The sequence below is a fragment of the Paenibacillus sp. RS8 genome (assembly GCF_041956825.1).
Lineage (GTDB): Bacteria > Bacillota > Bacilli > Paenibacillales > Paenibacillaceae > Paenibacillus_AQ.
In genome coordinates, this window is sequence record NZ_CP168131.1 from 5,308,539 (window position 1) to 5,328,844 (window position 20,306).

Annotated in this window: 22 protein-coding genes; 8 read left to right on the plus strand and 14 right to left on the minus strand. The window is 41.6% G+C overall.

Annotated features, from left to right (window positions below):
- Positions 1–142 precede the first annotated feature (142 nt).
- Positions 143–1,063 carry an L-lactate dehydrogenase gene (locus ACDZ28_RS25070; RefSeq protein ID WP_042128188.1) on the plus strand — a complete coding sequence of 307 codons (921 nt, stop codon included), beginning with the start codon at positions 143–145 and terminating at the stop codon, positions 1,061–1,063.
- Positions 1,064–1,147: 84 nt separating this feature from the next.
- On the opposite strand, the gene ACDZ28_RS25075 is transcribed toward ACDZ28_RS25070, so the two are convergent.
- The gene (locus ACDZ28_RS25075) at positions 1,148–2,053 is read right to left on the minus strand and encodes a tyrosine-type recombinase/integrase (protein ID WP_042128190.1); all 906 of its coding nucleotides are present in this window, start codon (positions 2,051–2,053) and stop codon (positions 1,148–1,150) included.
- Positions 2,054–2,116: 63 nt separating this feature from the next.
- On the minus strand, positions 2,117–3,013 hold the full coding sequence (locus tag ACDZ28_RS25080) for a LysR family transcriptional regulator (protein WP_339286746.1): 897 nt from the start codon (positions 3,011–3,013) through the stop codon (positions 2,117–2,119).
- A gap of 127 nt (positions 3,014–3,140) precedes the next feature.
- Between ACDZ28_RS25080 and ACDZ28_RS25085 the strand changes: the two genes are divergently transcribed.
- On the plus strand, positions 3,141–4,463 hold the full coding sequence (locus ACDZ28_RS25085; protein WP_339286748.1) for an amino acid permease: 1,323 nt from the start codon (positions 3,141–3,143) through the stop codon (positions 4,461–4,463).
- 56 nt (positions 4,464–4,519) lie between these two features.
- On the opposite strand, the gene ACDZ28_RS25090 is transcribed toward ACDZ28_RS25085, so the two are convergent.
- Positions 4,520–5,032, minus strand: a complete 513-nt coding sequence (locus tag ACDZ28_RS25090) for an NUDIX hydrolase (RefSeq protein ID WP_375103065.1) — start codon at positions 5,030–5,032, stop codon at positions 4,520–4,522.
- Between the two features lie 182 nt (positions 5,033–5,214).
- On the opposite strand from ACDZ28_RS25090, the gene ACDZ28_RS25095 reads away from it, so the two are divergent.
- On the plus strand, positions 5,215–6,171 hold the full coding sequence (locus ACDZ28_RS25095) for an alpha/beta hydrolase (RefSeq protein ID WP_339286749.1): 957 nt from the start codon (positions 5,215–5,217) through the stop codon (positions 6,169–6,171).
- Positions 6,172–6,538: 367 nt separating this feature from the next.
- Here ACDZ28_RS25095 and ACDZ28_RS25100 read toward each other — a convergent pair whose 3' ends face one another.
- The 5 genes from ACDZ28_RS25100 to ACDZ28_RS25120 form a co-directional block, all read right to left on the minus strand.
- Positions 6,539–6,919 carry a hypothetical protein gene (locus tag ACDZ28_RS25100; RefSeq protein ID WP_375103066.1) on the minus strand — a complete coding sequence of 127 codons (381 nt, stop codon included), beginning with the start codon at positions 6,917–6,919 and terminating at the stop codon, positions 6,539–6,541.
- Between the two features lie 3 nt (positions 6,920–6,922).
- The gene (locus ACDZ28_RS25105) at positions 6,923–7,099 is read right to left on the minus strand and encodes a spore gernimation protein GerPD (protein ID WP_375103067.1); all 177 of its coding nucleotides are present in this window, start codon (positions 7,097–7,099) and stop codon (positions 6,923–6,925) included.
- On the minus strand, positions 7,080–7,592 hold the full coding sequence (gerPC, locus tag ACDZ28_RS25110; RefSeq protein ID WP_339291370.1) for a spore germination protein GerPC: 513 nt from the start codon (positions 7,590–7,592) through the stop codon (positions 7,080–7,082). The genes ACDZ28_RS25105 and gerPC overlap by 20 nt, the downstream gene beginning before the upstream one ends.
- 155 nt (positions 7,593–7,747) lie before the next feature.
- Positions 7,748–7,969, minus strand: a complete 222-nt coding sequence (locus tag ACDZ28_RS25115) for a spore germination protein GerPB (RefSeq protein ID WP_081954099.1) — start codon at positions 7,967–7,969, stop codon at positions 7,748–7,750.
- Positions 7,970–7,981: 12 nt separating this feature from the next.
- Entirely contained in the window at positions 7,982–8,206 is a 225-nt protein-coding gene (locus ACDZ28_RS25120) for a spore germination protein (RefSeq protein ID WP_036687577.1), read from the minus strand.
- Positions 8,207–8,322: 116 nt separating this feature from the next.
- Between ACDZ28_RS25120 and ACDZ28_RS25125 the strand changes: the two genes are divergently transcribed.
- Positions 8,323–8,781, plus strand: coding sequence for an Hsp20/alpha crystallin family protein (locus ACDZ28_RS25125; RefSeq protein ID WP_339286753.1), 459 nt, complete (start codon positions 8,323–8,325; stop codon positions 8,779–8,781).
- 237 nt (positions 8,782–9,018) lie between these two features.
- Positions 9,019–9,195 carry a hypothetical protein gene (locus ACDZ28_RS25130; RefSeq protein ID WP_167348469.1) on the plus strand — a complete coding sequence of 59 codons (177 nt, stop codon included), beginning with the start codon at positions 9,019–9,021 and terminating at the stop codon, positions 9,193–9,195.
- A 131-nt stretch (positions 9,196–9,326) separates the two neighbouring features.
- On the opposite strand, the gene ACDZ28_RS25135 is transcribed toward ACDZ28_RS25130, so the two are convergent.
- Entirely contained in the window at positions 9,327–10,265 is a 939-nt protein-coding gene (locus ACDZ28_RS25135) for a GNAT family N-acetyltransferase (protein WP_375103068.1), read from the minus strand.
- A gap of 153 nt (positions 10,266–10,418) precedes the next feature.
- On the opposite strand from ACDZ28_RS25135, the gene ACDZ28_RS25140 reads away from it, so the two are divergent.
- On the plus strand, positions 10,419–10,811 hold the full coding sequence (locus ACDZ28_RS25140) for a hypothetical protein (protein ID WP_339286756.1): 393 nt from the start codon (positions 10,419–10,421) through the stop codon (positions 10,809–10,811).
- Positions 10,812–11,510: 699 nt separating this feature from the next.
- Here the strand turns inward: ACDZ28_RS25140 and ACDZ28_RS25145 are convergent.
- From ACDZ28_RS25145 to ACDZ28_RS25160, 4 genes are all read right to left on the minus strand, one after another.
- Positions 11,511–12,188 (minus strand): stalk domain-containing protein, encoded by a 678-nt coding sequence (locus tag ACDZ28_RS25145; protein ID WP_339286757.1) that lies wholly within the window; start codon positions 12,186–12,188, stop codon positions 11,511–11,513.
- A gap of 846 nt (positions 12,189–13,034) precedes the next feature.
- Positions 13,035–13,448, minus strand: coding sequence for a VOC family protein (locus tag ACDZ28_RS25150; RefSeq protein WP_339286759.1), 414 nt, complete (start codon positions 13,446–13,448; stop codon positions 13,035–13,037).
- A 34-nt stretch (positions 13,449–13,482) separates the two neighbouring features.
- Entirely contained in the window at positions 13,483–14,406 is a 924-nt protein-coding gene (locus tag ACDZ28_RS25155) for a ketopantoate reductase family protein (protein ID WP_375103069.1), read from the minus strand.
- Between the two features lie 297 nt (positions 14,407–14,703).
- Positions 14,704–16,479: an ABC transporter substrate-binding protein gene (locus ACDZ28_RS25160; protein ID WP_375103070.1), complete on the minus strand. Its 1,776-nt coding sequence runs from the start codon at positions 16,477–16,479 to the stop codon at positions 14,704–14,706.
- Between the two features lie 144 nt (positions 16,480–16,623).
- On the opposite strand from ACDZ28_RS25160, the gene ACDZ28_RS25165 reads away from it, so the two are divergent.
- Positions 16,624–17,859: an MDR family MFS transporter gene (locus ACDZ28_RS25165; RefSeq protein WP_375103071.1), complete on the plus strand. Its 1,236-nt coding sequence runs from the start codon at positions 16,624–16,626 to the stop codon at positions 17,857–17,859.
- Positions 17,860–18,029: 170 nt separating this feature from the next.
- Here the strand turns inward: ACDZ28_RS25165 and ACDZ28_RS25170 are convergent, their stop codons facing one another.
- The gene (locus ACDZ28_RS25170) at positions 18,030–18,986 is read right to left on the minus strand and encodes a helix-turn-helix transcriptional regulator (RefSeq protein ID WP_375103072.1); all 957 of its coding nucleotides are present in this window, start codon (positions 18,984–18,986) and stop codon (positions 18,030–18,032) included.
- Between the two features lie 110 nt (positions 18,987–19,096).
- Between ACDZ28_RS25170 and ACDZ28_RS25175 the strand changes: the two genes are divergently transcribed.
- Complete coding sequence (locus tag ACDZ28_RS25175; RefSeq protein ID WP_375103073.1) at positions 19,097–20,032, plus strand: Gfo/Idh/MocA family protein; 936 nt, start codon at positions 19,097–19,099, stop codon at positions 20,030–20,032.
- Positions 20,033–20,306: the final 274 nt, after the last annotated feature.

A 20,306-nucleotide genomic window follows, 5' to 3' on the forward strand; every position in this document is an offset into this window, starting at 1 on the left:
TCAAATTGTTTAGAGAATTTCTATTTAGTATGCCCAAAATGGGGTAATGCATTAAATAAGACCTGCTTGAAAACAATAACGTTAGCGATTATGATGGACAAGATTAAATACCAAAAATTTAAAATACTGAGGAGATGAAATCATGCCCCCGAAACCCAATCGAGTCGTAGTCATTGGTACTGGAGCAGTTGGTACAACAACAGCCTATACATTATTGCTACGGAGACGTATGCCTGAGCTCGTACTTATTGACGTTAATCAAAAGAAAGCACTTGGAGAAGCGTTGGATATGAATCACGGCATGCCTTTTGTTGGCGGTGTGAAGCTATGGGCTGGTACATATGAAGATTGCCGTGAAGCGGATATCATCATTGTTACGGCCGGTGCATCACAAAAACCAGGTGAAACCCGGATAGATCTGCTCCGCAAAAACATTTCAATTTTCCGAGATATCGTTCAAAAAATAACAAAATACAATCAACATGCGATACTACTTATTGCTACTAACCCGGTAGATATTTTATCATATGCCACTTTAAAAATAAGCGGATTTGATCGCAGAAGAGTCATCGGTTCCGGTACAGTGTTGGATAGTGCACGGTTTCGCTACCTGATCGGCCGCCATAAAGAAATTGATCCTCGCAGTATTCACGGACAGATTATCGGGGAACATGGAGACTCAGAACTTCCTGTTTGGAGTCTAGCGAATGTTGCCGGAATCGATCTTGGTTTTGATGAAGCAGAACAAAATGAAATTTTCGAAGATACTAAGAATGCCGCTTATGAAATTATTGATGCCAAAGGCTCTACCTCTTACGCAATAGCACTAGCACTTGATCGAATTGTAGTCTCCATTCTGCATAATGAAGGTTCTGTGTTGAACGTATCTACTTTATTGAATAATTATAATGGCGTTTCGGATGTCTACCTTGGTGCCCCTTGTATCGTAGATCGCTCCGGTGTACGAGAAGTACTAGATCTTCCACTAAATGAGACAGAAAAAGCTTTATTCCAGAAATCTGCCGAGAAGCTTAAGGCAGAGATTGCTAAGCTAGAACTGTAAGCAAGAATTGGGGCTGTCCCGAATGTCATGACTCATGACTGGGATAGTCCCTTTTTCATGAAAAAAAATGCACTTTGAATTCTATCAAATCTGGACTTGCAATTTCGACATGGCTTCTTCCTTCTCCCGGCTCGTGATATGCGTGTAAACCGTTGTAGTCTGAATAGAAGAGTGTCCGAGCAGTTCCTGAACCGTTCGCAGATCCGCGCCTTTTCGTAACAGCATGGTAGCGAAGGAATGTCGAAGCTTGTGGCTGGAATATGGTCGACGTTGTGCAGCAGGCACATCCTTTTGGAAACGCTCGAAGGTGTCCGCAGCGATTTGCTGAATACCACGAATAGACAGCCTGCGTCCCTTTTGTGAAATGAACATAGCCTCTTCTTTACTGCGCCAAGGTTCTAGCCGTTCTTCTATTGCCAGATCGAGAAAGGGGACCACATCCTCTGGAATCGGTACATTACGCCATTTACGTCCCTTACCAAACACTCGAAGTGAATGCCTTTCTACATTATAATCACTTAAATTCAGCGTGTGGACTTCCCCCACCCGAAGCCCCATATAGGACATGAGTAAAAAAACTGCTAAATTACGGCCTTTGTACTTCCCGTCTATAGAAGATAAAAATCGCCCCAGATCACCTTCATCTAAATAGACTGGCTCACGATTGATCTCTGTCTTAGATTTCTTGATCCCAGCTGCAGGATTGGTTAGAAGTAATTCCAGTTCGATTAATGCCTTGAAAAAACAGTTAATAGAGGCATGCTTCCGGTTCCGAGTAGCATCACTTACTCCACGTTCACGCACAGACGTAAGAAAGGAAATAACATGTAACTTCTTTACCGATTCAAGCTTTTTTCCATTTAGACTTTCTAAAAACTGTCTTACATCTACTAAATAGGATTTCTGCGTATAGGGAGTGTAACCGGCATCTTTCATCCAGATTAAAAAAGCCTCAAGCCCCTCTTCGTAGTCTTCACTCCACTCATTCATGGCTTCGAGCCTCCCTTGATTTCGACAATCTATTGTACCATAGAATAGCTACGAGATTTATACTTAAGTACTCCATTTTTCAGCGTGCTTTTGTACAGTCATTAAAAACTCTGTTAGTACAGGTGATTTCCATTTCTTATGATGATAGGCTATTTGAGTAGTCACACGCTGCGATTCATCATTCCAATTCAAACTAGCTAACTTTCCCTCCGCTAATTCATTGTTCACTGTAATCAGTGGAATAAAAGCGATACCTAGCCCCGCCATAACACATTGCTTGATCGCCTCAATACTCCAAAACTCTAACGTAGGGTCAGGAAATACCCCATGACTGTTTAAATGATGTTCAAACAAAGTACGGTAGCTACAACCCGTTTCTGTATGCAAAATCGTTTCTCCCTTAAGATGAACCGGCTCTACCTCTGAAAGACTCACTAAGGGATGATCTGGTGGGGCGATCAAGGTCATTTGTTCATGCACCAGTGTTTCTATGTTCAGATCTTTATCTTCTGTCTCTGGTTGCAGTAAGAAAGCCAGATCTAGTTCACCGGAGCGGACTAAGTCCGTTAGCTCCCAGCAGACCCCAGGCTTCAAAATAATTTGGACCTTCGGATATTTCGTGCGAAACTCCTTGATAATGCCTGGTAAGCGAAAAGCAGCCAGAGATTCAGGTGCGCCAATTCGTAAAGACCCTGTTAGCTCACTCTCGGAGCGAAGAGCATCTTCCGCTAGAGAGTGCATTCTGGAGATCTCTTGAGCGAATGGAAGCAGACGGCGGCCTGCATCGGTTAGGATGATCTTTTTACTGATCCGATCGAATAAAGGCTGACCTATTTCAGTCTCTAGCGCTTGGATCTGTGCGGTAATACTGGATTGTGCATAACCAAGCTTCTGTGCAGCGCGTGTGAAGCTACCCGTCTCCACTACGACAATAAAGGTAAAAAGATGACGTGATTCCATACGTGCCCCCTGAATAATAGTTAACCATCGGAATTTCGAATGGATACTATTCAAAAAATCTGTTTTTCCAATGGATCTATTATCTGCTACTCTATAACAAAAGACAATGAAAGCAGGATTAAAAATCATGAAAGATTCAAGTGCAAACACATTACAAAGAAACATCGGCATGCCCCAAGCCATAGCTCTTTATATCGGCGCTGTTTTGGGCTCAGGGGTCTTAATCGTGCCCGGGCTGGCTGCAGAAATGGCTGGTCCCGCTTCATTACTGGCATGGGGATTTATGACGCTGTTGATATTGCCAATGGCCTTATCGATGGGACTGCTCTCTGCCAAATTCCCTAACGCTGGAGGCGTGTCACACTTCGTTACTCTTGCTTTCGGACCTAAAGCTGGATCTTTAGTGGGCTGGTTCTTCCTAATGTCCGTTCCGATTGGTGCGCCCGTCGCTGCACTGACCGGTGCTGGTTATATGACAGCCGCAATGGGCTGGGATGAACCTGCGAGAATTACTATCGCTGCAGTGATGTTGGCCATTGGGCTAATTACTAACTGGATTGGCATGCAAGTGGCTGGAAAGGTACAAATTGCCGTAGTAATTGCAATTGTAGCTGTTCTCGTCTTCTCCTTTGCTACTGCACTTCCACGGATGGAGGTGGAACACTTCACACCCTTTGTCCCACATGGATGGATGAGCATTGGTCAGGCTGCAGCAATTTTATTTTGGTGTTTTATTGGCTGGGAGGCTGTCTCACATCTTTCTGAGGAGTTCAAAGACCCACAGCGTGCTGCAGTTAAAGGTGTGACCATCGCTGCAATTATTGTAGGTATTCTATATTTCTTATCTGCTTTAGCAACAGTTGGCACACAAAGCTACCTTAAAGGTGGGTCAAGCACTTCGCTCGTTTGGATCATCAGCCAGCCTCTTGGACGCTGGGGAGGATTTATCGCAGGTCTTACAGGTCTATTCATTTGTACTGCCACCATTATCGCCTATGCCGGTGCGGCCTCACGTGTGGCTTATGCGTTATCACGTCAGGGCTATGCGCCGAAATGGATGGGTAGACTATCCAAACAATATCATACCCCTATCGGCGGGATAGCTTTTCTGCTCCTCTGTTTCGTGACGGTGATGTCACTGTACGGCAGCGGATCTATATCAATCACTACTTTGATTCAGTTTCCGAATGCGACATTCATTCTAACCTATATCGGAGGCTGTGCTGCGGGGATACGTCTACTCAAGGGGAGCAGATTAGGTGTGACGATTAGCTGGATCTCTTTTCTAGCTACTGCTGCCGTGTTTCCTTTTACAGGCTGGGCGATAGGTTATCCGTTACTTATTACTTTGATGTTTATTTTGATCTTTCGTCTTAAACATAAACAAGGGATTACCGGAATAAAGGATTTAAGTAATGAAATATATGACGGTCAACGAAAAGTGTTATGAATATCATAAACCCGTAACCAGTCCTTTATCAGGATCGGTTACGGGTTTATTTTTCTTTATTTTTTTAAAAACTTTGATATGATTCCAATATTCTCCTTAATCTTGGTTTTAATAAATGGGTCAATTCTTTCAGGGAGCTGAAGCGGGTGATGAAATTTAGCATCAAGAACCTCCACTCCGTCTGGTTGAATAACCCCCTCATAGTCTGTGCAAATATATCCAATAATAACATTGTAATACTCATGGCCATTTCTTAATTTTGTATACAGTTCTTTTCCAGAAAATACACCCATTAAATGAAGCGTCTTAATTGTTATACCAAGCTCTTCCTTGACTTCGCGTCTAGCACACTCTTCTACTGATTCACCAAGCTCCATTAACCCGCCAGGAACTCCCCAGGTGCCATCTTCATGCTGGACTAATAATAGTTCACCTGAAGGATTAATAATTATTATACTCGGCCTTACCAAAATTACAGGTTTATTTCCAACCAGTTCTCGAAGTGATTCAACATACCCCATCTGCACGCCTCCTATTATTACAAGGTTATATCCTTTTTCAAATCTCATATTCTGCCATTATTTTACTCAACTTATCTGTTCATGTACATGAGCGAATCAAAGAAATCTTCCTTCTATACTTGCATTTTTCTAGCTAATAATTAAAAAGCTTACGTTTCAGCGTTCGTTTAGTTGGTTATGGAATGAAGAGGGTAAACTATACTATGACCAGACAAAGGAGACGATACATCATGCCAAATCAACCAAAGATCATTCTCGAGCAAGCAGCGCAGAAATTTGCCGATGATAATTCAAAACCTCCGTTCCTTCCTGATCTTGGACCAGAAAAAGGTCGTGAGACGGTAGATACAGTACAATCCAGCGAGATTAATAAACCTGAAGTCGATATCGAAGATCTTATGGTACCAGGAGGACCTAACGGTAATGTTTCTGTTAGAATTGTTCGGCCCCCTAGCTCCTCTTCCGCATCGTTGCCAGTCATCCTATACATTCATGGTGCAGGCTGGGTATTTGGCAATGCGCATACCCATGATCGCTTAATCCGTGAATTAGCTGTTGGTGCGGAGGCAGCAATCGTATTCCCAAATTACAGTCTATCTCCAGAAGCTAAATATCCTACCGCAATTGAAGAAATCTATGCTGTTCTAAAATGGATCGCTGAACAGGGCAGTGATCATGCCCTTGATGCTAGCAAGCTATCCATAGGTGGTGATAGTGTCGGCGGGAATATGGCAGCAGCCGTTACTCTTATGGCAAAAGAACGCAGTGGCCCGAAAATAGGGAAACAACTATTGTTCTATCCAGTAACTGATGCCTCATTTGATACCGAATCCTATCATGAGTTCGCCGAAGGATATTTCCTACAGCGTGACGGAATGAAATGGTTCTGGGATCAATATACAACTGACTCAGCGGAGCGGAATCAGATCACAGCCTCCCCGCTTTGTGCCAGTGTAGAGCAGTTACGCGATCTGCCTGAAGCACTAGTCATAACGGGTGAAGCAGATGTTCTACGTGATGAAGGTGAAGCTTATGCTGCCAAATTACGTGAAGCTGGCGTCACTGTCACAGCAGTTCGCTTTCAAGGGATCATACATGATTTTGTGATGTTAAATCCTTTAGCAGAAACCAATGCCAAAAAAGCCGCCATCAAGTTGGCGACTACCTGGCTTCGTGAAGGCTTCTAAAACTAATAAGTCCATCGACATTTTCTACATGAGGGAGTGTCTCAAAGGCCATGAAATGGCTTCTGGGACACTTATTTTTTTGATGAATACTTACGTTGACGGTCGTTACCTTCTACATTAAATTCCTGACATTCCTTCTATTGACTCTTAACCATCCTTAGGGGTCACTTTCGTGACTAAAGTTCCCTCCATCGTGTAAAATATTTACTTATTGGACGCCGATGTTTTCATTAGTTAACATAATTATGATTATGTTAACTAATGTTATAAGAAACAACAATTACGCCCAACCGATACGAGGAGCAGGCCATTGGCTGGCTGCAAGATCATTTCGAGACCTCTTTGCTTCTAGAACTTACAGATGCTGTTACGCCTCATCTTTTGAAGCTAATTCTCGCTTAAACTCACTCGTTCGACTCTCCAAATGAACAGAACCGCCATTTCCAATCTGAAAGGTCGTCCCGGACCCAATCGATAAAATTCTAATATATTGCATATTAATCGTTGAAGCCTCGGAATCATTCAAAATCTCAACTTCATCTTCATTCACTTGCTTCGACCATGCCGTGAGTGGGATCTCTAAGGGTGATGCCTCTCTATTATTGCTGTTAATCTCTTTAATGTTATATAGGTAATTTTCTTTACTACCCACAAAATTAGACTGAATCCGCTCTACAGATCCACATATGAAAATAGAACTGTCAGACAGATTATTGATGTACACATCTTGTATACGCGAGGTATGCATTAGTTAACTGCCTTTTTGGACTTGATCTGGAGCACTGGGAGCATACTCTATCACGCTGTCAAACGCCGAAGAACAGTTAATCGTCTGGGTATCCCCTACTAAAAATACCGAAGAACCTGATATCGAAACCACTTTTACTGCGTTTACATTTATTTCTCTGTTAATCACGGTTACTTTCATGTGGTTCCCGCCTTCCAGTTATATTTATTTCCAAATGCCGCTCTATCGCCGTAACAATATCTCGTTTGATTTGTTCTACAATAGAAGCACTTTCCTCTTCTGTGTATCCGCGCCCTTCCTCTGAGGTAGGCAGCTGGCTCACATAGTCGTTAATTCGGCCATCCATCTGATTCAGCAGATCCTGAGTTACCATTTGGATATAGTTCTCATCAATACTTAAGTTCTGCTCTTTTTCTAACCGTGAAAATTGTGAAGGGACTTCCTCTTGGACATACTTCAGAATCTCTGGACGAATCTTATCCGATAAGGCGGTTGCAGTTGGTGCCCCTTCTTCTTGCTGACCGATAGGTTTTCCATTGACGATCGCTTCATCCAGATTATTTCCCTCATTGGGTGTTATGCCTATATTTAAAGTGCCTTCCAGCTTCTCGATTTTCAATTGTTCAAAATGATAATTTATAGGTCCTATACTTGCAGCTTTATTGTTCTTTATGCTGTCTACATCCCCTTAAAATCTTGGAGCTGCTTCTCCAGCTGCTGAATCTTTTCTGATTGTAATCTTAATGTATTAAAGACTTGTTGAACATAATACGGGTGCATACAACCCCCTCCTATGGTTTATTGTATGCGAAGGATAAGCGCCTAATTCTAGCCTGTATATAGTTCAGTTGGCGGAGGCAAACGTACAAGAGGCGAATCACTTACCCCTGGTAATGGTGCAGGAGGAGATTCTGGAACGTCACTAGACTGATAACTATGAGACAAGGCATTAATTCGGCCGGAAGTGCCGATCTGCAGAACCGATGAATTAGAGATCGTACCAATTTTTAGATGATTGACCGATATGCACTGATACACCGTAATATTCATGTAAACCCACCCTTAAGGAGGCGATACTTGATCCACCACATCTGAATCCATCGTGTTCGTACTGCTGGCTGCATTATTCGTAATGTTTGTACCTATGGAGTCACCTATCGAGAAGGAGTTGGCACCGGCATAGATTTTGGAGTTACTGCTCAAGATGACGGATGCTGTATTTCCTACTAAAACTGTGGAACTAGGGCCCACGCTGTTGATTTTAATGTTACCGATGATTGAAACCACCAAACCACTCCTCCCTTAGGAATGATAACCTATTCTATGTAGATATCCGCCCAGATGTCACTGAATAAGTCATACGCCCATACAATGGATAAAAAAATGAAGGAGGTTCAGCGTTCATGAGTCCGAATAAATCGAACCCTTTAGATTGGATGAACGAAGATCCCTTTTTTAAGAAAAAGCTATCCTTAAAGTCGCTTGAAGAGCAATGGAAGCTGGATCCAAGCCAGATCGACGGATATGTTGAAAAAATAATCAGAGAAGCTACCGCGTCGACCTCTTCATCATTGACGGACGAAACCTCTAGTCTGCACTTTGAGCATCTTGACACACATAATTACCTGATCACGAAAATTCGTATTCCAAGTGAAATTCACCCCGAAAGTATTTGGGCACAAATTAACCGAACACAAATTAAATTAAGCGGTCTTGGAAAAGATCATAGCGAGATCATCCCACTCCCCATTCCAGTCAATCCGGATCAGAGCAGAGGCACTTATAAACAAGGCTCATTGCAATTCAGAATGCCAAAAATGTCATCAGGAAAATTTAGAGATATCGACATCCGTTATTTATAAAAAAACCCTTAAAATACCTCCTTTTTACTCGTCCAAGTGGTGATCTATCCTCAAAAAAACGTCTTAGAATCAAAACAGCGTATAATTTAAGTTATGCGCTGTTTTTTTAGGGCGTTTTTCGCCCTTATTATTCTTAATTTTGTCTGCAATCACAAAGGAATTTATAAGCTTCATTCTCCGAACTTTAAGGTTGCCTCGCTCATAAGATAGGGTATCAATCGCAAAGGTGGGCTATTTATGTCCAAAAATAAACGCGGTAAAGCACTCTGGCGCATGCCATCCCGAGGTAGAGGAACATGCCTGATCTGCGGCAGCACTCGTATTAAGCTTTTATACATCGGAAAAGGACTTTCTGGCGAAAAGGTTAACGTGTGTAAGAAATGCGAGGGTAAACAAGTAACTAACAGTAACTGAACAAAATTGTTCAGAGGATTTCCTGTCATCATTATTACAAGGCGAACGGATTACTAAAAAAGTGCAATCCTGTCATCGAACCTCGATGAAACTGAATCCCACTTTGCTTAGTAATCCTCAACTTCAAAAACCTATGGGAGTTCTATACGATACCGTCTTTCCTCACTTACTAAATTGAATCCGACAGATTCATAAAGATGCAATGCAGAATCATTGTCTGTTAACACCATTAAATAAGCTTCATCAAGTCCATGTGTTCTGAAATAATTCAACGCTTGAGAAAGCATGTACCTAGCAATTCCAAATCTTCTCCACGGCTCTAATACAAAAACATTTTCAATATACCCACTTTTCTCTTCCTGCCATACCATCAAGCTGCCTACAACCCTCTCCCCTTCTCGAACAACCATAGAGTTCCAAAGCGGATTTTGCTTAAACTGAGATAACCGTTCTTTCCCGAGTGGGGTTTCTGGCCAAATCTCAGCTTCTAATTCTAAATAATGATCTTCTTCTTGCGGCGTCTCCATCATCCAAGTTGCAAATTCAAATTCCTTTTTCAGTTCAGGTACAGTGTAGGAAGTATTAAGATTATGATTCATTTTAAATAAGCTATTGTATTGACAGAAGCCCTTTTCTTTTTCAAAAAATTGCGTATTTGCGATCTCGGATGCGTTATTCCCCACACATAGCGTCGTTTTATACTCTGCTGGTAAAGTTTCCTTTAATTCAAGTGCTCTCAAAAGGAGCGTTTGATACAAACTATCCAATAGATCATAATCTTCTTCTCGTTCAGGTATTGTTTTCAAATTTAAATAGATCGAATGTCTGCTTTCATCTGAGCGCCCAGGCGGCACAATATTTATGATCTCTACTTGACCTTTGGCAACCATTTTCCCATTTTCAAAGGCGCAGTACACATTCTCCCAGTTTTCCTCATCACCAACCCACCAAAAAACAGCATTTCCCCGCGAAGTAACCGAGTTATATAACTCCCCCAGTAATGGCATATCCCCTTGTTCAAAATGACGAATCGTTAATCCTTCTGATGAAAGAAGCGTAGATTTTGTCAAAACAAAACCCCTTTTCAAATGAATTTATATTTATACATCAAGGTTAGCATACCTCTTCCAATTTCACCTGTTAATTAATAGTTATAATTAATTCTTATATACCGTAACATTTATCGAGTGAACCCTGTCTTACTTACATAGGGGGACTAAATAATGAAGAGACGATTTTTTATAGGTATTTCTATATTTTCAATGGGTATTGTAATAGCTTTAGGGATCGGTACGATATCAAATATTCTAACTCCATTTAAGAGTTTCTTGCTCACTGTAAATAATCAGTCGGATGATGAAATTAGCTCTATTGAAATAGGTTTATTGCATACGGACTCCAAGGAATTATTTACAAATCCCATCAAAAAAGGTGCAACGAAAAAGTTCAAACCTACACTGAGCTTAAGTGGTGAAGGTTCTATATACCTTAAATATACTGACGCAAAAGGACGATCCACCCAAGAAACGGTATGCGGTTATACAGAGTATCTATCTGGTTATTCAACTGTCACGATAACTAATGAGGGCACAACTATAGTTCAGCAATGTAATTAAATCCGTTCTTCTAAGGGCTGTCCCAAAAGCCATGAAATGGCTGCTTAGGAGATCCCATGTTTTTGTAGTCAGATAGACGGTTGTGCTCCATAAAGACGTTCCGCGAACGGACCGTTGTTCCAACCGATGTTGCATCCAGATTTTTTCATTTTCCCTTAGTGGTTAATATCGGGACACAAAGGCGACCGCTATCGCTTTTCCACAATCAGTCCGTTCTCTCCGCTGTGTAAGCGGGAAATGGAGTTACCACACAACCATTTTAAAGAAGAGGTTTCTTTTGTACATTCAGTATACCAAGCCCAGGAAATCCGGCGAAACGAGGAAGTTTATGCTTTGTCCGTACGTCGCTTCGCGGCATGTGTTCGAAGAAAATAAATTAGTAGACTGAGCAATGTCCCTTTAAATGGCTACCGGCGAACTCATTCTTGTCGTCGGCATGCCGATCGCGGCCCACCCCATTGTATCCGAAAGAACCATGAACACGAGTTGCAGGCGCGCTGCTCAGCCATTTGCTAATTGTCATGCCAGTCTACAACTTTATTTTTCGAGTCGACACATACCCTCTAAGCCTGTCCACATATAACGAACGATGGATTTAAATCTCTTCATTGCAAAAGAACGAGAAAAAATCTTATGTAATTTCACGTGAAAATAAGCCCACTACGCCTATACGGGCATTGTGGGCTTCGCTGCTTAATCTTACTTGTAAATTGAAGTATCAAGCGGAATAATGAACCCTCCGTCAACAGCTTGTGTCACATTTATTGCGATGTTCTTTACTCCAGAAATATCTACCTCAATCGTCTGGAGATCACTATTAGGCGAAATCTTCTCTATTTTTTTAAGGAGCACATTCTTGTCATTATCTCTAATTTCAAGAGACTCCACTTCCTTGCCGATTGCAGCGAATTGCAGAACAAGCTTCTGATATTTGCCGTTAGGGCTGAGCGCGGTATATTTAATATTGGAATTAGGTGCGCTATATAGAACTTCCTTATAATTCTTGCTGCCGTATTTGGTCAGTGCAGGGTCCTTGGTATACAGACTCGTGTTAAAATCCTCCTGCTTCACGGGAACGCCTGCCTGCTGTTCGCCAATAATCACCTCTTTGGCTGTCCCGTCATAATTCACCGGAACATCCAGCAGCTCAGAAACAGATCGTACCGGAAGATACGTAGTTCCTTTATAAGTAATGGGAAGTACCGCTTTGCCATTCCCATCTTTGAGAGGGGTAATCTCCCCGTTAACTCTGATTTTTAATTCTCCGTTTAACAACGCTTTAATTTCTTGAAGCTGCGAGCTAGCGAAAGCACCTGTGCCCATGCCCACTAAAAGTATCATGGTACCGCATAAAGTCGTAACAACCTTCTTCTTCATTTCTGTTTTCCTCCTCTTGGGATTCCTTCAAATCCAGGTACTCCGCAAACAACGGTTATTTGAGAGATAATCTCTCTGAAAGATGACGCTACATGCGGGATAGTCTCTTCGGAGTTGAATATTTTACCATATTATATCACAAAGCCCAATGCTTCATTTCCAATTCTCCCTTCTTCCAAGCTACTGATTAACCCAGCCCTTTCTAAAAGCATATAACTCTTCTTCTGTGTATTATCATCAAAACATGAAAAAAGGCGCTTCCGGCTGTAGTCCAGAAGCGCCTACTTCATTCCCATAGCAGTGCCAACTACACGCCAACCCGCGGGCAGTCTCTTTCAATTTTCGAATTAACTGACTCACTCGTCCCTGGGATACACGGATAAGCTCGACCAACTTTTTTTGTGATGTAGCCGGTTACTCTTTTAGACCTTAACCAGTCAGACGTGCGTATCCTTGCTATGGTTCTGTTTGAGCATATAATCTCGCCACCCTACTGGCTGTCCACCCCAATGCATCCAAAAGAATCAGGAGCTCGAGCTGCAGCCTCGCTGCTCAGCCGTTTGCTAATCGACATGCCAGTCTACAGTTTTATTTTTCGAGTCTAATACTTTATTTTCTTCTGACAGCATGGAAAAAGTGACGCTTGAGGTCGGTTGGCTTTTACTTGCTATAACCAAAAACAAATAGCAGCAATTCTCCACTGACGGGAGAATTGCTGCTATTTTGACCTTTTTTCGGTTTAAAAATGGAGAGTTGGCTGTCTCTAATCGTAGAAAACCTACTTTTTCACTTGGAAAGTATGTCGGATCAAACCCTAAAGGATTTGAACGAGCAACACTTCAATCGTTATGCATTCCCCGGAAGATTTAATTGCCAGGTCACACCAAATCGATCCGCTACCCAACCAAATTTCGGACTAAACGGATAGCTTCCAAGTGGCATTAGGACCTGTCCACCTTGCGCTAATGATTCGTAGACCCGATCAATTTCAGCTTCACTCTCACAATTTACATATAAGGATATCGCTGGCGTAAAGGTGAACCCATGCTGAACATAGCTATCTATACACATAAATACTTGTCCATGTAAAGAAAAAGAAGCCTGCATAACACTCCCTTCAGGTCCTGCTTCGTTCGCTCCATAGCGCTTAACGCTAATAACTTCAGAATCATCAAATAAGGTAGTATAGAAATTCATAGCTTCTTCTGCTTTCCCTTCGAACATAAGAAAAGTCATTATCTTTTGATTCGTTTCCTTCATAATTGCCCAGCTCCCTATTGTGATTTAATTTAAATCATCTCATATCATTAACGCTTTCATATACTTTCAAACGGGCATACACGGTTTCGAGAACCGGATACGCATCTTGACCCGGCAAAGCCATAGCCAGAAGACTACCATGCAGATGATCTGCTTCTACTGGTAATTGCTTATGCATATCCCGATGCATGGATGAAGTAAATTCGGGCAACACAGAAAGCATCTTTTGCATTGTGGAAGCTGTGTTTTCCGGTCCCACAGGCATTCCAGCATTTTGAGCCAGGCTCACAATCTCTTGCAGAAGTCGCTCATAGATAGCACGTGCCTTTGGAGATGCCAAAATAGGTCCAACTGAGCTATCCATTAAGGTTGTAATCCCACTTAAACTAGCTACAAACATATATTTTTGCCACACTTCACGCTGAATGTCAGAACTTAATGTCACTGTGAAACCAGCATTATCCAAATGGCTCAAAAGCAGCTGTGTTCGTTCTGACTCACCACCTGCCCATTCACCAAAGACAATACTATGGAACGAACTGCTTTGGACAATAGTACCTGCTGAATCTAGAGTTGTTTCTATATAACAAAGACCACCCAGTACATGTTCTGGACCAAAACGATTCTGCAAAATGCTAAATTGATCATAACCATTAAGGAGCGGGAGGATAACTGTATGTTCACCCACGTAGGGTTCGATGTCATTCATCACCTGAGGCAAATGGTATGCCTTGACCGCTATAATAATGCAGTCGAAAGGCTCTGCTTCTTCCCTATTAGAAATCGTTCGTACAGAAGACTGAAAATCACCATGAACACTTTTTACGATCAACCCGTCTGCTTTTAACTGAATCTGTTTGGCAGTACGAACAAGAAAAGTAACATCTTCTCCTTTTTGAGCTAAACGCCCCCCGAAATATCCACCTATAGCTCCTGCACCCACGATAAGAAATCGCATGATAGTCTCCCCTTTTTTTCCTTAATTTGAACAAACAAAAAGACCTTTTAGCTATCTGCTAAACAGGTCCGAAAGGCAAAAAAAGAGTCAAGTATCGACCGTTCTTTTGTCTCGGTCCTTACGGATCAGAGCAAAATCCAACGAGTTCACCTCCATGGCTACAAGTATATTCCTATTCATATCTCAAAACCTATTAGAGCGCCATTCGACGATTTAATCGATACAGCCTCCCTGGAAAGTATAGCAAAAGAAAACATCCCTGTACAAGCATAAACGCCATCGATGTCCCTACTCTTCTTAAAGACTAGTAGTTTTGATCCACAATTTTGAGATATCCAGAAATCCGAATGAGCTGGTGTGAAGACCAAACAAGCTTTGATTTAGCTGCGCTTTTTTATTCATATGACAACCATATAGCACCCAATAGTTGTCCCTAAGCACGCCTTCTGCCTGATTCAGCAATTTTATTCTGTTTTCCTTAGGGGATTGCGTGAAATCAATGAGTACCTCTGAGAATAACAAGATCTGGTCGTCTCTCAGCAGAGAAAATAGATAATTAAGTTTATTATTAAAGTAGTTAACCATCCCCCACTGCCAATCATCTTCTAGAACCTCTTCAGCAAGGAGGATTTCGGCGGTGTTCTTTATGTCTGCTGAGTTAAATTCATTGAATAAATACAGTTCAATTTGCAGGCCTACTGAAGCCGCTCGTGCTTGAAGCCACAGCGCTTCTTCTCGTTCTTCTTTTTTATCCTTTGTAGCTAAAGTTAAGATTTCTCCCTGATAGCCGCTTGCTACTAGAAGATCTCTCGCTTGTTCCAAAGCAGGTTCAACAATGCTTCTCTTACTGCTCTCCCAAGGTAAAAAGCTGTCAGCAGGAGTACTACGGTTCCCTCCTAACTCCTTAATTAAAGTCTCTCGGCTGTAAAGAATTCTCATGGCCTGCCGAAAAAATTGATGTTGATGAACTCCTTCCTTATGGAAATTGAATAAGAGATATCGGCATCCCAAAGCAGGGTAGTCAATACTGTGGTTGCAGATGATATTAGGTAATAAACCCTCCTGAACGGAGTCTGGTAGTTCATACAATCGTTCACTAGAAGCTTGTTCTGGCAAATACCAGATTTCTACACGATCTAGTAGCGGACGTATACCGTAATAATAATCAAATGCCGCGAGGACTAGCACATCTTCATTTAGATCTAATAAACGATAAGGCCCAGTTCCACTCACCTCATTAGCGAGATCTACATCATAAGGAAGAATCGACATATGAATACAGCTGAACATGTGTAGAAAAAAGAGATTGGGACGAGATAGCTCAAACCGGATCCTGTGATCTCCTTCAAGCTCTACTCGTTCTATATCTTTGTATAGGCTCAATGCTGGACTGTTCAAATCTATAAGGCGTTGAAATGTCTCTTTTACGTCTTTGGAGGTCATTATTCTGCCGTGATGGAATCGCACACCTTTGCGGAGATAAAAAATATAACTTGTACAATCTTCATTGGCTTCCCACATATGAGCCAGACCAGGGAGAAAAGTATCACTTCCTGCATCATAGGAAACTAATGTGCTATAAATTTGTCCGAGTAAATAGGATTCAAACGCGGTGTATACATAAGCTGGATCTAGCTCTTCCATATGCCGGTTACGTGTAATTCGCAAGACGTCCAATCCTGATGTTGACTCTGTTTCACTACGGAAGCCCATCTGCTTATTTAACACCATTAATAACCGTTCCTTTAATGGGTCACTAACTTGGCCACGACTTAATAGCTCTATAGCTTGCTTAATCTTCCCCTTACTAATAAGTTCCTGAAAGCTGTCCTCCAGCACCTCTTCAATCGTTCGTAGAAAAGTTAACTGCGAGATATTTCCACGCCCTCTTCCCGGCTGCCAATGGATAAACCCCTGCTCTTCAAGCTTTCGAAGAATAAACTTTACGTTACGAGGAGTGCAGCACAGAATTGTAGCCAGTCTATCTATGGTGACAGGAATAGCTTCCCCTATATCTATTGGGGATGGGATGGCTATTGCTAAACATAAAAAATGATTACTTATATGGTCCACGCTCGTTCACTCCTTTAAAGGTGAAACACTTTAAGTATTTCTTACACTTTTACTTCCCCCTTTTATCATTATAATTATACATATATCAGCAATGAATATGCAGTACTAATATTATAGCTATCAGATTAGGAGACCTTTTCAATTATGAATCAGCATCTAAGGCATGTTCACCCACTAGCATGGACTATCATTATCGGTACGATGTTCGGACGTTTAGTAACTTCAATGAGCATTCCGTTCTTATCCATCTATTTAACCCAGGTCCTTGGAGCTACCCCCACTCAAACGGGAATTACCGTAGCCGTCAGCTCACTGGCGGGCGTAATGGCTAGCTTCTATGGAGGATACATTTCAGATATTGTAGGCCGCAAAATCGTCATGTTAATCTCCGTATTTGGCTGGGCAGCAGTATTCTTCGGATTCTCTGTTGCACAACATCTGTGGGTATTCTTCTTGGTCAACACCTTGAACGGATTATGCAGATCCGTGTTTGAGCCCACTTCACGGGCGCTTCTATCCGACATTACTCCAGCTGAAAGTAAGCTGCTTGTATTCAATCTTAGATATGCTGCGATCAACCTTGGTGTTGTCTTTGGTCCGATTATTGGAGTGCAGCTCGGTTCTGCCGAGTCTACGTTTCCCTTTATGATCGCTGGGATTGTATATGTTGCTTACGGGCTTGTATTATTCGTCCAATTCAAATTGCATCATTCAACCATGCAGAGTCATACTCAAGCTGAACCACCACGTTTACTTGAAGCCTTGGCAATAACCGGTAGAGACCGTGTCTTCTTGCCAGTTCTACTTGGTACTATCTTTTGTGTGCTTGGATACGGACATTTCGGCTCAACTATGGCGCAGTATTTAGCAATGAACACCCATTTCACAAATGGTGGGCAATTATTTTCATATATGTTGTCACTCAATGCCATTACAGTGCTCGTGGTACAGTATCCTATCGTACGTACTGCTAGTAAGTTCTCACCGATTGTTCCTTTGATTCTTGGCAATATATGCGTTGCACTTAGTCTTCTCTTAGTTGGTTTGGCAGAAGGTGTAGCCCTTCTTATGTTCAGTGTTGTTCTGTTTACAATAGGAGAAGTACTACTCTTTACGATGATGGACATGTTAATTGATCGGATCGCGAAGCCAGAAATGAAAGGTACATACTTTGGAACGATTGGATTTAACAATTTAGGGAGTGTAATCGCGCCTATCTTCGGTGGTGTACTTCTAGATCATTATGGAGCTCAGAACGGCCTTACGATCTTCTTACCACTTGCTCTAACCACAGCTATAGGACTTCCTTTTCTAATCTTAGCGCACAAAAGGCTCGCTGCTAGAGAGAAGTTATCTCTTGATATTGACACTAGTGCATAAATGGTTAATTCATTAAACTTAAGGGATATTTTGGAATCATCTATTTATAGTTAACATATTAATTATTATGTAAACCTTTAAAATCCGTTGAACTTTTTCACAATAAGAGCGGGACCGTTTCACTGCAGAACATGCAATCGAGACGGTCTCTTTTATATAAAATGACTTTGCTAATTATAAACCCCCTGTATCAAATTCACCTGTTCCTTCACATATTGTCTCAGTTTCAAAGGTTCCACAATCTCGGCTTGTCCAAGTATCCCCCAAACATTCGTACATGCACTTTCATAGCTATACATATTTACAGTAAGGGTTATTTGATCGCCTTCCTCTACCCTATTCATGATCTCCAGCCCGTGTATAGAAGCCACTCTGCTCTTATTCGTTCTAATCAATACTGGGTAGATCTCTTCCTCTTTACAAGCTTGCTTAAATTCCCTCTCCTGCTGCTTCCAGTGCCCTTCTAAAGAGAAGTTCTGAGGGATAGCATACTCTTCGTCTATAAGCTGTGTAGTGGCGATTCTCTCACATTTAAACGTGCGGATTAGTTCGGCTTTTTCACAGTATGCAATAAGATACCACTCTTCTTTTTTCACAACTAGACCATAGGGCTGTAATTTCCTGTTTGATATGACTCCGTTAATCTTGTGGTACTCAATCCATAGTTTATGAGATCTCCATACGGCAGCCCTAATCGATTCCAGACAAGGGATTTCTAAACGTTCTGACCACCACGGCGTATCATCGAAATAAAACCGCTTTTGTGCCTTCTGGATATCTGTCTGATAGGAAGCGGGTAATGTTTTTTCTAATTTCAGCAAGGTTGTCTTAAGCTTTAATCCGGAATGAGTATGACCGCCAGTATGGATCCCCATTCCAGTTAGATATAGATTGATTACATCTTCCTCATGAAGCTGACTTAAGTTAACTGTATACCCCTTCATTAAGGAGATGCCACCATTCGGTCCCGGTGTGGATAACAGTGGGATTCCAGCTTCAGCTAGTACATCAATGTCTCTATAGATAGAGCGTACGGAAGTTTCCAAGGCTTGAGCTAGGTCATTGGCCTTCATTTTCCCTCTTGATTCTACTAATAATAAAATTGCGATTAAACGGTGCAAGCGCATGGGGATCCTCCAATTTTTTCTTTTTTAAAGTATACATCATAATTCTTGCCAAGCTGTTGTCAACAATAGAAGGTTATGATTAGTTCAATACAATTAAGGAGCTGATACATATGAATATTGGCGTATTGGGGACTGGATTTGGAGCTTATCATGCGCAGTTATGGACAAAAATGGATCGAGTAGACAAAGTAATTATCTTTGGTAGAAACGAAGCGAAGCTGCAGGAGCTAAAACAGTCTTTAGGCGTTGAAATCACTACTAATATTGACGACATTATGCTTGATACCACCATCGATGTGATTGATATCTGTCTGCCCTCTGCTTTACATAGGCAATATGCTGTTGATGCACTTAAGTATGGAAAACATGTATTCTGTGAGACACCGGTTTGCTACAATTTAGAAGATGCCTATGGGATGAAGGAAGCCGAACAATTATATGATTCGCGAATCCTCGTCAACCAGTTTATTAAATTCGATCCTGCGTACAAATATCTATATGAAGTAACCAATAAGGAGAAATACGGAAAGCTTTTATCCCTCACCTTAAAAAGAGAAACGCCTCCTTTGTGGGGAGGCCTCGGTCTACATGCCATCGCAACCAATCTTATGATTCACGAATTGGATTTTGTGACCTGGATGCTGGGATCTACGGAGCCGCACTCCGTTTGGGGAACCGATGGTGGTAAAAGTGATCAAGCCTTAGTCCGTGTAACTTTTCAACAATCTAATGTATCCGTTGAGATCGTTGTTTCTTCACAGATGCCTACCTCGTATCCTTTTTCCGTGGGTTATGAGGCTTATTTTGAACGAGGCAAGCTTGTCTATCAAGAAAGTGACCACATGAATGGATCAATCGAGAGCACATTAATTGAATTTACCCCTTTAGGTAAACAGGAGCTTTTGTCAGAACCAGCTAATCCCTATGAAAAAAGTTTGGAGCACGCACTCCACTGTCTAGAGAATGGTATTTTATCAGAAATTGAGTTTGACGCTGCCTTGCAAGCAATAGAATTAGCCATTAGGATTGGAAAAAAGCTTGTATAAATGGATCAAGGGGTGTTATATCCTTTTTCATGGGGTTTATTTGTAGGGTGAGTTGACGTATATGATTTATGATAGTGGCTGGGGTGAGTATTGGAATTTGAATTATCTATTGTGAATTTTTCATATGATGAAATTACAGAATTATTGTGAGAATATAGTCTTTTTTAAAAGCTATACTTGGTGCTTGTTCATGAAAGGCTATTATTTCACAAGGCTGCGAAAGGGATTATATGCTTCAAATTTAGGTAGCTAATGATAATTGGAAGCAGAAATA